The sequence below is a fragment of the Legionella fallonii LLAP-10 genome (assembly GCF_000953135.1).
Lineage (GTDB): Bacteria > Pseudomonadota > Gammaproteobacteria > Legionellales > Legionellaceae > Legionella > Legionella fallonii.
This window is the reverse complement of sequence record NZ_LN614828.1, coordinates 58,101-72,378: the sequence shown is the minus strand read 5'-3', so window position 1 is coordinate 72,378 and position 14,278 is coordinate 58,101. Positions and strand designations below refer to the sequence as shown.

Sequence of the window (14,278 nt, the reverse complement as noted above, 5' to 3'; positions counted from 1 at the left end):
TTATACGATTAGTTTCATAGGATTATTTATTCGAATCCCATCCTGCTATTAGTTTCTGATTATAAAAAGATCACAATTGTGGTATTATTACACCTCTTTAAAGGATTATTATGGACTAGCCTTTGGCTAGGTGGAACGGATGAATTATTAATAATGTTAGAGAGGTGTTATTATGAAGATTACTGGAGAGCAGCGTAATGCAGCGTCATTATATTGGAATCAGATTCTAACGGGTGAACTAAACCCTAAAGCGCTAATAGCTAGTAAATCGGGTTTACCTTCTTTTATGGCTTCAATGGAAGCGATGGATAGACGAGGCTATCTTGAGAAACTGGAAACAGAAAATCCTACCTGGTCATTAAAATTTATGAATATCCTAGACTCTTTACTCATTGATGCAGAGGATACTCTTTGTTTAAGATTAGAAGATCATCCTGAAGGTTTATTAAAACAAGCAGCAAACGAAGCTGGTATTCCTGAAGGATTATTTCCATCTGGAAAATTGAGCATGACTTTTGATAATGAGAATCATATTATAGCTGGAAATGAAAAAATCGACGCAGATGACTTTATTAAAGATGCCGCTCAGAAAATGACAGCATTTTTATAAATCAATTCTTAGGTCTGACATTCTAACATGATATTGAATTGTCCGACTATCATCCTCTTAAGTACCCAATCAAAATTACTTCCAAAACTCATTAAATTTTGTGCCTTCAAAAATATTATGATCTTCATTACCGAATATTCAAATGGAATGATCTGGCTGTTTTACTCACCCGGACCCCCAACTTACACGGGACTTACGATCTCAGCAATTTGTTAAGTGCTATTGACCCAGATTATTCATTAGAAGATGTAATTAATTTTAAATCGGCATAGTCATTAGTATATTTAAGGCTCTTTATGATAGGCGTGAACCAGTGAAGTTGTTCAGTAGATAAATTTTTAGATTTAGTTTGAAATGGTTAAATTGATGACAGAAACAGGTGGTCTTGGTCGCATTTGCCCCGTTCCTGTAAAAACACCCATCAATAGGGTCTTGGATGCTAATAATCCCAATTCCTTTTTTTATTAACTCATTAAACGTGGTAATCAGATGCTGCAATGACCGACCCATCCGATCCAGTTTCCATATGATTAAAGTGTCACCTGATTTTAACACTGATAGCAATTCATTTAATTTAGGGCGGTCGGTTTTAGCTCCTTTTGCAACCTCTCTAAATATTTTATGGCAACCTGCTTTTGTCAGTGCGTCAACCTGTAAATCTAAATTTTGCTCTTTAGTTGATACTCTGGCATATCCATACTTTAATCCATCGTTCATTTTATTAGCTCTTTATAAGTTATTTTAACTTTGATAGAATTAACCAATTTTGTTAACTATAAAGCCTTTGTTTTCTGGTTACTAGTAAAATTATCGCTTAGTTAATATTAACCAGCCGGCCTGTTGTAAAAGCTGGTTTTCTCTTGACCATTAATTTGCTGAAAAAAAATAAGCAAAGGAAAAAGACAAATCGTTTGATGTTGATAGCGATTGCTGCCAGATACGACTGAATCTGCACATTAACTAAACCGCGATAACGTGCTTTTCCTAAGCCATGATAATGTTTTAACTCATTCATAATCCCTTCAACTTTCCATAAGCGTTCACTTAATGTTTGTTTAAATGGTTGAGTGCTCATTGCTGTAATAACTTGTTGAAATAATTCGGAATGAATATGCCTGGTAATAACGCGAAATTTACCATTGTTCTTTTTGGCGGCCTGACACTCTTTTGAAAAAGAGCAGTTGTAACAATCGTTCACTTTCGAATGGTAAGTAGCTGTATCATTACAAAGTGCTTTTGCACGTTTAAGTTCACAATTAGCTGGACCAATATAGCAATCTTTTCCTGTATCATAATAAAACCCAGGAATCTGTCCAGACGTACCACTACGAGTACTAAATAAAGGAATCGTTGTGGCAATACCTGAAGTATGTAATGTTGAAATAATATGTCCAACCCCATAAGCTCTGTCAGCCACTGTTTCTTTGATATTAAATCCTAAATGATTTTCAATATAATTAAGCTGTTCTAAGTAAGGTTGTGAATCATGAGTAGCCCCTGTTGTGATTTTAATCGCAATAATGAGACGACTTTCTTTTTCTATCGTCACATGCGCTTTATATTTTAAAGTTCGGGATGTACCTTGCTTAAACGCAAGTGTGGCATCAGGATCGGTAATGCTTCTGTGGGTTTTATTTAACAATTTACGTTTTTCTAACCGCTTATAAGTTAACATCTCAGTCTTTCTTTCCGTTTCGTCTATTCGTTGCATGGAGTTTAATGAGGCATTGGCATTGAATAACAAACTATCAGTCATCGTAGTAATGTCTTTTTTATTAAGGAAGCCTGCACTGACACATTGTTCTAGAATGGCAATAAAGAGTTGCTCAAAGACTTCGCTAGGATAACGTTTTTTAATTCGACTTAGGCTTGCATGATGAGGGATCGATGACGTTAAACTTAAGCCACAAAACCAACGATAGGCAATATTATACTGGATTTCCTGAATAAGGCGCCTTGTTGAGTGGATACCAAATAATGCTCCTAATAACATTATTCTAAAATACAGCTCAGGTGGAATTGAGGGTCTGCCATTATTGGGACAATAATACATTTCTGTTAATTGATTAACAATTGATAAATTAAACCAGTGATTTATTTTTCTTAACAAATGATTTGCTGGGATTAATTTATCTATTAGTAAATAGTCAGCGTCCTTGCTCATATCTTTTGGCTGACCTAGCATAATTTAAATAACGTATTGAAAATAAAGTAAATTAGATCATGATAAGTTATTTGAGTAAAGTTTTTTCAGCTTTTACAACAGGCCGCAGCGTTTTTTTTAACTCCTTCCTCTGACCAAAAAAACTCACTGAGTTCAATTTGGAATAATCCTGTGGCTATTAGTGATCATCTTTCCATCTTATCTCAAGAAGAGATAAGTTCACTTTACGATGTGCCTAAAATTGATGAAGAAGACCGTCAATTATTATTTGAAATAACGCCCGAGGATGAGGCTTATCTAAATAAACAGACTGTTGTAAACAATAAAATCAATTACCTTCTGCAAGTAGGATATTTTAGGGCAACTAGAAATTTTTATAAATTTACCTTTCAGCAAGTAAAAGACGATACGCTATATATTATCAATCAACATTTTCCAGAGACTAACTTCCCCAAAAAAGACATTGATATTAATAAACATTACGCCGCCCAAAAAATGATTTGTGATATTTATAAGTACAAACGTTCAAATGCTGAATTTATTGCTAATTTTAACCGTTATGCCAAAAGGCTAACCACCCGTGATTTGCAGCCAAAATTTATTTTCGATGAACTCCTGGAGTTTTGTGAGCAACATAAAATCATTCGTCCTAAATATTCAACCCTACAGGGCATTGTTTCAAAAGCTATTAGTCGTGAAGAAAACAGACTAACTTTAAAATTAGAACGTCTATTAAATAAAATCGAAAAAGCTAACCTTGATAGCTTATTGGCAAAGGAAGATCTATTTCACAATTTAACCTTGTTGAAAAAAGATCCGAAAAATTTTAATACTAAAGAAATGCAGAAAGAACTCTCCAAACAAAGAAAAATTCTCGCCTTATTCAATAAAGCAAAAATGGTGATACCCCTATTGAGTATCTCACGGCAGAATATTCAATATTATACAGGGCTTGCTGAGTTCTATGACATCAACATACTTCAAAAAATAAACAGAAAAAAGGCACGACTATATTTGATCTGCTTTGTTTGGCAGCGTTTTGTTAAGTTAAACGATCACCTGACTTCATTTTTTATTCACAAAATGGGTACTTATGAAGATTCTGCCAAAACTCATGCATAAGCCGGTGTATTGGAAGCAAAGCTTGGAATAGATCCTGCTCGAAAAACAGCAAGTAAAATTCTAAAAATTATTGCCAATCATGACATTGTTCCTGACTATATCAGGCCTAATTGCTATGAGATTATTGAGCAGAAGAATTTTAGTTTATTTGCAGAAAAATTAGCAAATCCATCGATTGATGAACGAGACTATACATGGGCTATTACGACAATGAATTTGGAGCTATTAAAACAAATTTGAGCTCTATTTTTACAGCTTTGGACTTCAATTCTGAGCAACATGCAGATTTAGGTAACGCAATTGAGTTCATGAAGCAACTAATAAATAGTAAAGACAAAGTAGAGGATACACCGGCACTTGGAGTCCCCATCGCATTTGTCCCATCAGGGATGACAAAATTTTTAATTTATAAGAAACCAGTTCGATCTTCTGGCAAGGGATTAAAGAAAATTAAGTTTGTTGATATCAAACGTTATGAGGTAATGCTGTACAAGCAAATTACTAAAGAGCTAAACTCTGGAAGTCTGTTTATTTCAGACACAGTGAATTATCGTCGATTGGAAGATGAGTTAATTTCTAAGGATTCATGGTTAAAGAACAAAACAAAAATACTTGATAATTTATCGGATTGCCTAATTCTAAAGCCTATAGCTGAGTTGCTTAAAGCTATGGAGAAAGAGATTGACGGACTATATAAGCGAGTCAATCACCGAATTGTTTCAAAGCAGAATAAAAACATTAAAGTCGATGAGGATAAGTTAATCTGGCGACTACCTTATAAAAAGAAAGAAGATCTCGCTAATAACCCTTTTTATAAAAAACTTGAAACAGTTAGTCTTGCCAGTGGCATTGAGTTTACAGCCCAAGCAACAGGTTTTTTTGATAGCTTTAGCCACATTTTAAATAAAGGAACTAAGACATTGGTAAAACCTGAACATGCCAAAGCCTACCTTATAGCGCAAGGAGCCTCTATTGGGAAGAAGCGATTGGCTGAGTCTTCTGATGTAAGTATTCAAGATTTAAATAATGTTGAAGGTACTTTTATTCGGCTTGATTCGCTGGTTGATGCTGGCGATCAAATTATTAATCACATTGCGAAACTACCTATATTTGAATATTACAATTTATCTGACTATGGAATACATGCAAGTCTTGATGGACAAAAATTAGAAACAAAATATCAAACCATTATGGCAAGGTACTCAACAAAATATTTCGGTTATGGAAAGGGTGTTGTTTCTTATAGTTTAATTGCTAATCATCTACCTGTTAATACTAAGGTAATTGGTGCAAATGAGCATGAAAGTCATCATGTTCTAGATATTGTTTATAACAATATCAGCGATCTAAAGATTACAGCCGTATCTGGAGACATGCATAGCATTAATCGAGTTAATTTCGCACTGCTGTATTTGTTTGGATATGATTTTATGCCGAGGTTCACCAAAATAAACAGAAAAGCTGACAAAAATCTTGTTGCCTTTAAAAAGCCAAGCGAATACAGTAATTTTTAATAAAACCCTCTAAAAAAATAAGCCAACAATTAATTATTGATGAATGGGATAATATCTTAAGAATTATCGCATCCATTGCAATGAAAGAAACCTCACAAAGTACGGTGATAAGAAAACTATCCTCTTATACCAAAACAAACTCTACCTTAAAGGCACTAATCGAGTTTGATAAGATTATTATGAGCATTTATATGCTTAAATATATTGATGATGTTGAAATGAGACGTTGTGTTCACCGTGCATTAAATAGGGGTGAAGCATTTCATCAGTTACGTTCAGCCATACTCAAAATCAGTGGCAAGCAATTGTTAGGAAAAACTGACAAAATGTTAGAAATTAATAATCAATGCAATGAAATTAAACGATTATCACCGGTTGCTTGGCAACATTTTAATATGCTTGGGACATTTACATTTTGCAAATCAGAAAAACTTATTAATATTCATGAGGTTGCGAAATTACTGTTGGACGATGAAACCATCAATGCTGGCTCTACAAGCCTTACTGCATAAGGGTTATAGAGAGTCATGCTGATAAACCAGCGCTATATGGAATTAACCCCTAATTGCAGCAATTTTAGATCAAATGCGAGACATTAGCCTCCGGTTTTGTATTGGAAGATATTTTTGTGGAAAAGATTCTCGGTGCATTTATTGGCAATTACTGCTAATATTAAGTTATATATTGTTTATACAGGATAAGCATGGCTACTTTAAATGTATCATTACCTGATCAATTAAGATCGTGGATAACAGAACAAGTGGAGGAAGGTAGGTACTCAAGTGCAAGCGATTACCTACGTGACCTGATTCGTGAAGATATTAGACATCAAGAACAAGGCATACAATTACTATCAAATTACTTAAAACCCTTGGTTGATACTCCTAATAATCTATTTGTTTCTATCTCAGCAACTGATGTTAAATCAAGAGCGAGAAGCAAAATGAAGGAACAATCTTGACTAAAAAGTCACTCTATAGTTTCCATCCAGAAGCAATTGAGCAGCAAACAAATATCTGGATATATACTTGCCAACATTGGGGAGAAGAACAAGCTGACGTTTATATTGATGGGCTACATGATAGATTATCTATAGTCGCACAAGATTTTACTTTACTCAGAGAATTGCCTAACAGGATTTATCCTCAAGTAAAATTTTTCCATTATGAACGTCATTACGTCTTTTTAAAAATCGCTTCCAGTGATTGCTATGAAAAAATTCAAGTGCTTGCAATTCTTCATGACAGTATGGATATTCCCATCAAATTACGTGAACTTCTTCGCTAAGCCGGAGACCCCCCGGTTTTGGATGCTCTCCATGTTTAGGCACATCCAAATTTATGGAACTTATCATTTTGAGGATATTTGACATGGATTTTTATGGAACACCTTGGACTGTAACTGGCATTGCGATATGCGTGTGACAACTCTAGTTTTCTCAGGTGACTCGTGCCCGTACGTATAAAAGTGGTAAACCGAAAGCTCTCCATAAAGAAGTTGATCCTGGTTGTAAATCTCTATGACGAGAAGAAATATACCGTCGATCAGGATCTAGAAACAAACCCTATATAAATAAATTGAAGCAACAAGGGGGGATATAGAGCAATGACAAGAACTATCAGCAAAGTAGCCAAAGAACTCGATATTAATGTTGAAACCATTCGTTTTTATGAGCGTAGAGGATTAATCAAACAACCATCCAAGCCAGAGATTGGATATCGGCATTATCCAAAGGATATAGTGAATCGCATTCGCTTCATCAAGCGCTCGCAAGAGCTAGGTTTCACCCTGGATGAGATAGCCAATCTATTAAACTTAAATGACAGACCTTGTAGGCTGGTTCATCAACTAGCTGAGCATAAACTGATAGCCGTCCAGGAAAAAATGACTGATCTGAGACGTCTTGAGGAAGCACTTAAGAAACTTCTGGAGCAATGCCACAGCAACAATGATGATACTCATTGCCCGATCATCGACTCGCTGCAGCCTTGGTCAAATTAATCTTTCTTATAAGTACAATACCATTTGACTCCGTACATAGATACGGCTTCTATACTTGATTAATCAACTGATATCAAAAAAACAAAGGGGAAAACATGGTCAACCTATTGAAGCTTTTCACTCGCATAGGCGATAAGGCAAGCTCTCTTGGAGCGCTGATTTCAGCCATGGGTTGCGCAATGTGCTTTCCGGCCATTGCCAGTCTGGGTGCTGTAGTAGGGTTGGGCTTTTTAAATCAGTGGGAAGGTCTGTTCATTAACACTCTGTTACCCCTGTTTGCCTGGATTGCCCTGGCAATCAACGGTCTGGGCTGGTTCAGTCACAAACAATGGCGTCGCAGCGCACTTGGTATGCTTGGCCCAACTTTATTGTTATTGTCACTGTATCCGCTGTTTCAGTTCTGGTGGAGTACCTACGTCACTTATTTGGCACTGGTGTTGATGGTTGCCGTATCAATTTGGGATATCTTTTCACCAGCAAGCAAGCGTTGTGGCAATAAAGGCTGTGCAATATAAACAAGGAAACGTAATGTCTGAAATTAAAGAAAATATTGATTGCTCATCATCGTTATCTAACAAGTCAAGTCTGCTACATGTAGCTATTATTGGCAGCGGATCAGCTGCCTTTGCCTGTGCTATCAAAGCAGCAGAAGGTGGTGCAATAGTCACTATCATTGAAGGAGCGAAAGTGATTGGTGGATGCTGCGTCAATGTTGGCTGTGTTCCTTCAAAGATATTGATTCGCGCTGCACAGTTGGCTCAGCAACAACGTGTTAACCCATTCGTTGGACTGAAAAATCATTCCCCGGTATTGAGCCGAACTTTCTTGGCAGAGCAGCAAACCGCACGGGTTGAAGAGCTTCGCGCAGCCAAGTATCAAAATATTCTCGATTCCAACCCGGCGTTGAGACTGGTGAAAGGTTATGCACGATTTAAAGATGCCAATACCATAACTATTACCAGGGCAGATGGCGTTGAACAGGACATTCGTGCCGATAAAATTCTGATAGCGACTGGCTCAACACCGACGATTCCACCTATTGACGGATTGGCAAATACTCCTTATTGGACATCAGATGAAGCATTATTTGCTGAGGAATTACCTGACCACCTGGTGGTTATAGGCTCTTCTGCTGTCGCTTTGGAAATCGCCCAGGCTTATCGTCGCCTGGGTAGTGATGTCACGATTCTAGCTCGTCACACGTTGCTCTATCAGGAAGAACCTCTGCTGGGTGAGAAACTCACTGAATGCTTTGAGAAAGAAGGGATTCGTATTTTGACCCATACTCAGGCAGTGAGCATATCACACGATGGGCATCTATTTAGCCTGGATACCAACGCAGATTCTTTAATTTGTGACCGCTTATTGATCAGTACTGGACGTCACGCCAATATCGATGCACTAAATCTGGAAAAAGTGGGAGTTAACATCGGGAAAAATGGAACAATTATCGTGAATGAACGCATGGAAACCACGGTTCCCGGCATTTATGCGGCCGGCGATTGCTCTAATATGCCACAATTTGTTTATGTCGCCGCTGCTGCCGGTAGTCGCGCGGGCATAAATATGACTGGCGGCGAAGCCTATCTCGATCTGTCTACGATGCCGGCAGTGATATTCACTGATCCGCAGGTGGTCACGGTTGGATTGACCGAAGAACAAGCCAAAGCGCGAAACATCGATACCATCAGCCGGGCTTTAGACATGGAAAATGTACCGCGTGCTTTGGCTAATTTTGAAACCGATGGTTTTATCAAGCTCGTTGCAGAACGTTCCACTGGTCGCTTAATCGGTGCGCAAATTTTGGCGCACGAAGGTGGCGAAGTCATTCAAAGCGCGGCGTTGGCCATTCGCAATCGCATGACCGTGACTGACTTGGCCGATCAGCTCTTTCCATATTTGACCATGGTGGAAGGACTGAAACTCTGTGCGCAGACCTTTAATAAGGATGTGAAAGAATTATCCTGTTGTGCTGGATAGTTGATTAGTCATAAGGAACACATCTGACAATAGATCTCTGTTGTTGGCAGGATTAATATCACCGAAAGGTTTATTAGGAATACCTGAGGACTGTTGCGAACAGGCAAGCTTTTTCTGTATCAAAACCGTAAATTTCTGTTTAAATGCCCCATTGATCCTCATAAGCATAATTACAAATGATTTGTGATTTGCTAGCGTTGATTTGAAAAATTAACCCACAATAATGGCGGGTTGATTATTCGCATAATATGCCACCTGCGAAAACTGTAATTTGCTTACTGACCCCCCTATAGGTTGTTTACCGCATTGAAGCAGAAACAAATACTGTTGTTCTTATTGCTATAAGACACCGAAAAGAAGTTTATGATAATTTTTAAAGAGCTTCTGTCCAGTGTGACAGTTTGGGCTACTAAGTATATAAAATCCATCCTCTTCGGTAGGATATCTACATGTATTGCCCCCCATTAATATCCAGATTAGCGCCGGTAATAAATCCAGACTCAGGAGAAGCCAAAAAAGCCACGGCATTGGCAATCTCTCGCGGCTTGCCTAAACGCCCTACAGGAATGTGCGCAATAATAGACGTTAAGATGTCTTCTTTCATCGCGGAAAGCATAGGCGTTTCAATGTAACCTGGCGAGATGGTATTCACCGTAATTCCTTTACTTGCCACTTCTTGAGCTAAACTTTTGCTAAAACCAAATATGGCGGCCTTGGTAGCGGCATAATTGCATTGCCCAAATTGTCCCTTGCGTCCATTAATTGATGAGATGCTGATAATTCGACCATAGCCTTGATCCAGCATGGCAGGTAACGCATTGCGCGTCATATTAAAGACACTAGTCAAATTAGCATCAATAACCTGCTGCCATTGTAGTGAGGTCATTTTCTTTAAAGTAGTATCGCAAGTAATCCCCGCATTATTGACCAAAACATCAATCCGCCCGTATCGTTCCATCAATAAATCGGTAAGTTTCTCACAATCAGCAAATTGGGTGGTATCACCATAAAGAACATCAACATCAAAACCTGCTGCTTTTTGATTCTCTTGCCATCGCTTTGCCTCGTCATGTTGGCCGCCTTTAAAATAACATGCGATGACTTGGTAATCAGCTGCAAGACGTTGACATATTGCAGAACCTATCCCACCTGTACCCCCTGTTACAACCGCTGTCATTCGTTTCATAAACAACTCCTTTGTTTTGAACGTTTATTAATTTTTGGATAAGAAAATAAATGAATCGTTAGATAACCTCAACTTCTTCAGCCTGCGGACCTTTTTGGCCTTTGCCAATTTTAAATAAAACACGAGCGCCTTCAGAAAGGTTTTTAAAGCCACTCCCTTGAATGGAGCTGAAATGAACAAAATAATCTTTGCCGCTGCTCGCAATAAATCCAAATCCTTTCTCTTTATTAAACCATTTCACTCTTCCACGTATTTTATTTGTCATCTCAATCACCTTAAATGATAAGAAAATAATACGGTTTAGCCTTGCTCCAAAGCTTTTAAGCGTATTTGCGCACTAGCATTTCCTTGCTGAGCTGCTTTTCGAAGCCACTTCATCGATTCAGCATCATTTTTCTCAACCCCTACTCCATCATGGTATACGGCAGCAAGGGCAAACTGGGCTTCAGGCAAACCCTGTTCTGCTGCTCTACGAAAATACTGCACCGCTTTCGAATCATCTTGGACAACACCTTTGCCAGTGACGTATTTAACACCAAGATTGTACTGTGCGGTGGCATCCCCTTGTTCCGCGGCTTTGTTAAACCACTTCACTGCATCCACATCGCTTTGTTGAATGCCTCGTCCAGTAGACAACATAATCGCAAGGCCGAGCTGAGCCAAAGAATTTCCTTGTTCTGCCGCCTTACCAAACCACTTCACTGCTTCTGCATCATTTTGCTTAATCCCTAAGCCTTCTGCATACCGTGTACCTAAATTGAATTGAGCTAGAGCCAATCCTTGTCGTGCTGCCTTATCAAGCCATTGGGTTGCTTCAATGTCATTTCGTGCTACCCCTTTGCCATTTGCATACATGAGGCCCAGATGCAGTTGAGCCATCTTCTCTCCTTGTTCTGCTGCCTTATGAAACCATGTGAAGGCTTCCGTGTCACTCTGCGGAGCCCCTTTCCCATCAACATACATTGCTGCAAGATTCAGTTGAGCAAAAGGGTCTCCTTGATGAGCGGCTTTGCTAAACCACTTAAAAGCTTCAGTATAATTTCGCTTTATCCCTTTACCAGTCCCATACATGAGACCTAGATTGCGTTGCGCAATCGGCAATCCTTGATGCGCGGCTTTACGAAACCATTTCACGGCTTCGCTTTCATTTTTTGCGACCCCTTTTCCAGTAGCACACATCACACCAAGATTCAGCTGGGCTATGACATCCCCTTGTTCTGCTGCCTTACGAAAATATTGAGCGGCTTTAATATCACTTTGTGGAACCCCCTTACCAAATGCGTACATAATGCCAAGGTTGCGTTGCGCCACGGGTAATCCATGTTCGGCCGCTTGACGAAATCGCTTCACGGCTTCCACGTCATTTTGGGGTACCTCATGGCCTACAGCATAAGCTACGCCACGATCATTCAAAAGAGAGAACGTTTCATTGAGAGTTCTATCCTCAGTAATAGGAGATTGCGAGATATTCACTGTTTCCGCATAAGTACTCGTATGCAGAGCCAAGATCATTAAAAATAAAATTGAATAAAAATGATGTGGTCGCATTTCATCTTGGGCTTTTGTCATGAAGAACATAAGCTTACACTAAATGGAGAAGAATTGCTCTACTAACCCACTGAATTTTATAGAAACGCTCCGCGCCATTTACTAGCCAATCCAATATTGGGAACAATTAATGCAAATATGTTCAATTGTTTTCTATGATAACGGGCTTTTCATAAACCGAACGATTCATAGTATTCAATCGTTTTATTGTAGGCATTGTTTGCGAAGGGCATCGATAGGCACTTCCTTCAATGGAATGTATTTCGATGTCTGTATGCCGATTCGGACTCAACGTGTAGTATCGTTTAACCAAGGTTTGATGTTTTTCAAACACAACGACATTGGCATTGAATTTTTCCCCCTCATTTTTAAGAAAATTAACATCATCTTTTTTGAGATTCTTTTCCAATCCCCATGAAAATTGCAGCTTCATACCATGCACATCCTTACCTGATATTTTCCCCAGCAACTTACAATTTTTTGCAATTTGCATGTTTTGACCATAGATAATCGTAATATTTTTCGCATCAGGTTCCAGATGCCTTGGCATACAACCCACCAAAATGCTCATTGCAAAAACTGTCATTGAAAAAAGAGTTTGATTCATCAGTAATCCTTTATAAAGTCCAACCCACATTCGCCACCAATAAATAAGAATTCCTTGTTTGATTCCCATATAAATTTTGGGTAACAGGCAGCCCAACACCCAATTGAGCAATCAGTTTTTTTGAAGAAACCCAGAGCGAAGGCGTCACATAGACTACATTTCCACCCGAATTAAAATCGATGGCTCCATTGATTTTATTTCGCGGTGCATATTGTCCATCCCCTTCAACCATCCATGCAAACATCCATCCCTTAATGTTAATAATGTGTCTTCCGAAACCACCCTGATAAAGAAATTGATTTCCAAACTTGGTGTCATTATGCCTTGTAGTTAATACTACCCCAGGTGATGCAAATACAAACCAATCGGCATACATACGAGATAGTGTACCCCCTATAAAAAAACTTGGGGATCCAAAACCCGTTGGCGGTTGCTTTTGCGCAGAGCCCGTAGGGAGCGTAAGATTCATCACAAGGGTTGCTTGCTCTACAAAAGAAGACGTTTTTTTGGTATAGAAAGCATCTTCAAGTTGCACGAAAGCATCTTCAAATCCTGAAGATTTCTTTCCATTTTGCAGATAACTCGCAGCCATCGGTGCATTAATAAAAATCGATAAATCATCAGTAATGCCATACAAAATACCGGGCATCACATCGACAAAATGTTTTTCTACGCCAGCAAAATCATCAGCAAATAGAAAGAGTTGGGTCTCATTTTTTTCAATAATATTTTCGCCAAAACTCACTAAGGGACCGGGTTGTTGCGATAAAGGCAATGCAAAGTTGCCAATCTTTGGCGGCTCATCATCGGATTTTGTTTCTTTTGGAACTGGATGAGTACTTCCATAGGTGAATGAAGAAAGAAACAAAGTCATGGTGAAAACCACTAATTTCATGAGCTCTCCCTAGGAGAAGCCCATAGCTTGGGAATAAATGCAGGCGTTGTTTTTGCATACTGTTGGTATTCTTCGCCAAACTCCTTAAAGGTTTCCTGTTCTTCTTGATGCGCCAGTTTCACATACATAATAACCAGGATGGGAAACATGATTAAGGTGAGAATAGTTGGCCATTGCACTAAAAAACCAACCATAATCAGAATAAAACCATCGTATTGCGGATGACGCATTTTGGCATAAAGTCCTGTTGTGGCGAGTTGATGGTTTTTTTGTGCACGATAAAGGGTGCCCCAAGCAGAAGCAATCATCCACAGACCACCCAGGATGAACACAAAACTTAAGAGATGGAGTACATCAAAATGAGGGTCCCCTTTTAAACCAAAAAGAGTATGGAGTAAATGGCCGCTGTCATGGCCGTATAAATTAACTCCAGGGTAATGTCGAGTCAGCCATCCTGACAGTAAATAAATGGTTAAAGGAAAGCCGTACATTTCGGTAAAATAGGCGACCACAAACGCAGAAAAAGTTCCAAATGTGCGCCAATCACGCCCGGTTTTAAATTGAGTAAAGCTGTACGCAAATAGAATGAAAATCGCCGAATTGACGATGACCAATAACCAGAAGCCATAGGCATAAGAGGTATGTTCCATC

General features: G+C 38.7%; 18 protein-coding genes. 10 read left to right on the top strand and 8 right to left on the bottom strand.

The features are described 5' to 3' along the window. The first annotated feature begins 172 nt into the window (after positions 1-172). Positions 173-610 (top strand): hypothetical protein, encoded by a 438-nt coding sequence (locus tag LFA_RS17785; RefSeq protein WP_045097790.1) that lies wholly within the window; start codon positions 173-175, stop codon positions 608-610. A 294-nt stretch (positions 611-904) separates the two neighbouring features. Here the strand turns inward: LFA_RS17785 and LFA_RS17780 are convergent, their stop codons facing one another. Further along, complete coding sequence (locus LFA_RS17780; protein WP_052674068.1) at positions 905-1,327, bottom strand: recombinase family protein; 423 nt, start codon at positions 1,325-1,327, stop codon at positions 905-907. Between the two features lie 97 nt (positions 1,328-1,424). Next, positions 1,425-2,795: an IS1182 family transposase gene (locus tag LFA_RS17775; RefSeq protein ID WP_045097789.1), complete on the bottom strand. Its 1,371-nt coding sequence runs from the start codon at positions 2,793-2,795 to the stop codon at positions 1,425-1,427. 150 nt (positions 2,796-2,945) lie between these two features. Here LFA_RS17775 and LFA_RS17770 point away from each other — a divergent pair, with 150 nt between their 5' ends. The 9 genes from LFA_RS17770 to merA all read left to right on the top strand — a co-directional run bounded on the left by LFA_RS17770 (position 2,946) and on the right by merA (position 9,391). Next, a complete protein-coding gene (locus tag LFA_RS17770; RefSeq protein WP_045097788.1) occupies positions 2,946-3,896 on the top strand; it encodes a DUF4158 domain-containing protein in 951 nt (316 codons plus the stop codon). Positions 3,897-3,905: 9 nt separating this feature from the next. Then, positions 3,906-4,136 carry a hypothetical protein gene (locus tag LFA_RS17765; RefSeq protein ID WP_045097787.1) on the top strand — a complete coding sequence of 77 codons (231 nt, stop codon included), beginning with the start codon at positions 3,906-3,908 and terminating at the stop codon, positions 4,134-4,136. Then, positions 4,091-5,410 carry a Tn3 family transposase gene (locus tag LFA_RS20520; protein WP_045097786.1) on the top strand — a complete coding sequence of 440 codons (1,320 nt, stop codon included), beginning with the start codon at positions 4,091-4,093 and terminating at the stop codon, positions 5,408-5,410. The genes LFA_RS17765 and LFA_RS20520 overlap by 46 nt, the downstream gene beginning before the upstream one ends. Beyond that, positions 5,410-5,922 (top strand): Tn3 family transposase, encoded by a 513-nt coding sequence (locus LFA_RS20515; protein WP_084602254.1) that lies wholly within the window; start codon positions 5,410-5,412, stop codon positions 5,920-5,922. The genes LFA_RS20520 and LFA_RS20515 overlap by 1 nt, the downstream gene beginning before the upstream one ends. 191 nt (positions 5,923-6,113) lie before the next feature. Further along, positions 6,114-6,371 carry a type II toxin-antitoxin system ParD family antitoxin gene (locus tag LFA_RS17750; protein WP_045097784.1) on the top strand — a complete coding sequence of 86 codons (258 nt, stop codon included), beginning with the start codon at positions 6,114-6,116 and terminating at the stop codon, positions 6,369-6,371. Next, positions 6,368-6,697 (top strand): type II toxin-antitoxin system RelE/ParE family toxin, encoded by a 330-nt coding sequence (locus LFA_RS17745; protein WP_045097783.1) that lies wholly within the window; start codon positions 6,368-6,370, stop codon positions 6,695-6,697. Before LFA_RS17750 ends, LFA_RS17745 begins: the two co-directional genes overlap by 4 nt. A gap of 318 nt (positions 6,698-7,015) precedes the next feature. Further along, entirely contained in the window at positions 7,016-7,411 is a 396-nt protein-coding gene (gene merR / locus LFA_RS17740; protein WP_045097782.1) for an Hg(II)-responsive transcriptional regulator, read from the top strand. Positions 7,412-7,506: 95 nt separating this feature from the next. Further along, complete coding sequence (merC, locus tag LFA_RS17735; RefSeq protein WP_045097781.1) at positions 7,507-7,926, top strand: organomercurial transporter MerC; 420 nt, start codon at positions 7,507-7,509, stop codon at positions 7,924-7,926. A 13-nt stretch (positions 7,927-7,939) separates the two neighbouring features. Continuing rightward, on the top strand, positions 7,940-9,391 hold the full coding sequence (gene merA / locus LFA_RS17730) for a mercury(II) reductase (protein WP_045097780.1): 1,452 nt from the start codon (positions 7,940-7,942) through the stop codon (positions 9,389-9,391). Between the two features lie 445 nt (positions 9,392-9,836). On the opposite strand, the gene phbB is transcribed toward merA, so the two are convergent. From phbB to LFA_RS17700, 6 genes are all read right to left on the bottom strand, one after another. Continuing rightward, the gene (phbB, locus tag LFA_RS17725; protein ID WP_045097779.1) at positions 9,837-10,577 is read right to left on the bottom strand and encodes an acetoacetyl-CoA reductase; all 741 of its coding nucleotides are present in this window, start codon (positions 10,575-10,577) and stop codon (positions 9,837-9,839) included. A gap of 58 nt (positions 10,578-10,635) precedes the next feature. Continuing rightward, a complete protein-coding gene (locus LFA_RS17720; protein ID WP_045097778.1) occupies positions 10,636-10,842 on the bottom strand; it encodes a cold-shock protein in 207 nt (68 codons plus the stop codon). Positions 10,843-10,877: 35 nt separating this feature from the next. Next, on the bottom strand, positions 10,878-12,146 hold the full coding sequence (locus LFA_RS17715) for a tetratricopeptide repeat protein (RefSeq protein ID WP_065814384.1): 1,269 nt from the start codon (positions 12,144-12,146) through the stop codon (positions 10,878-10,880). Between the two features lie 121 nt (positions 12,147-12,267). Next, the gene (locus tag LFA_RS17710) at positions 12,268-12,732 is read right to left on the bottom strand and encodes a DUF4156 domain-containing protein (RefSeq protein WP_084602263.1); all 465 of its coding nucleotides are present in this window, start codon (positions 12,730-12,732) and stop codon (positions 12,268-12,270) included. 10 nt (positions 12,733-12,742) lie between these two features. Next, positions 12,743-13,627 carry a hypothetical protein gene (locus tag LFA_RS17705; RefSeq protein ID WP_052674066.1) on the bottom strand — a complete coding sequence of 295 codons (885 nt, stop codon included), beginning with the start codon at positions 13,625-13,627 and terminating at the stop codon, positions 12,743-12,745. After that, positions 13,624-14,277: a methyltransferase family protein gene (locus LFA_RS17700; RefSeq protein WP_045097777.1), complete on the bottom strand. Its 654-nt coding sequence runs from the start codon at positions 14,275-14,277 to the stop codon at positions 13,624-13,626. Before LFA_RS17700 ends, LFA_RS17705 begins: the two co-directional genes overlap by 4 nt. Between the last annotated feature and the right edge of the window lies 1 nt (position 14,278).

What these genes read in the sequence shown, in the direction of transcription:
- phbB (WP_045097779.1), bottom strand. Translation starts at nt 10,577, where the DNA reads ATGAAACGAATGACAGCGGTTGTAACAGGGGGTACAGGTGGGATAGGT.
- merC (WP_045097781.1), top strand. Translation starts at nt 7,507, where the DNA reads ATGGTCAACCTATTGAAGCTTTTCACTCGCATAGGCGATAAGGCAAGC.
- LFA_RS17715 (WP_065814384.1), bottom strand. Translation starts at nt 12,146, where the DNA reads ATGACAAAAGCCCAAGATGAAATGCGACCACATCATTTTTATTCAATT.
- LFA_RS20520 (WP_045097786.1), top strand. Translation starts at nt 4,091, where the DNA reads ATGGGCTATTACGACAATGAATTTGGAGCTATTAAAACAAATTTGAGC.
- LFA_RS17720 (WP_045097778.1), bottom strand. Translation starts at nt 10,842, where the DNA reads ATGACAAATAAAATACGTGGAAGAGTGAAATGGTTTAATAAAGAGAAA.
- merR (WP_045097782.1), top strand. Translation starts at nt 7,016, where the DNA reads ATGACAAGAACTATCAGCAAAGTAGCCAAAGAACTCGATATTAATGTT.
- LFA_RS17710 (WP_084602263.1), bottom strand. Translation starts at nt 12,732, where the DNA reads ATGAATCAAACTCTTTTTTCAATGACAGTTTTTGCAATGAGCATTTTG.
- LFA_RS17775 (WP_045097789.1), bottom strand. Translation starts at nt 2,795, where the DNA reads ATGCTAGGTCAGCCAAAAGATATGAGCAAGGACGCTGACTATTTACTA.
- LFA_RS17700 (WP_045097777.1), bottom strand. Translation starts at nt 14,277, where the DNA reads ATGGAACATACCTCTTATGCCTATGGCTTCTGGTTATTGGTCATCGTC.
- LFA_RS17785 (WP_045097790.1), top strand. Translation starts at nt 173, where the DNA reads ATGAAGATTACTGGAGAGCAGCGTAATGCAGCGTCATTATATTGGAAT.
- LFA_RS17705 (WP_052674066.1), bottom strand. Translation starts at nt 13,627, where the DNA reads ATGAAATTAGTGGTTTTCACCATGACTTTGTTTCTTTCTTCATTCACC.
- LFA_RS17780 (WP_052674068.1), bottom strand. Translation starts at nt 1,327, where the DNA reads ATGAACGATGGATTAAAGTATGGATATGCCAGAGTATCAACTAAAGAG.
- LFA_RS17750 (WP_045097784.1), top strand. Translation starts at nt 6,114, where the DNA reads ATGGCTACTTTAAATGTATCATTACCTGATCAATTAAGATCGTGGATA.
- merA (WP_045097780.1), top strand. Translation starts at nt 7,940, where the DNA reads ATGTCTGAAATTAAAGAAAATATTGATTGCTCATCATCGTTATCTAAC.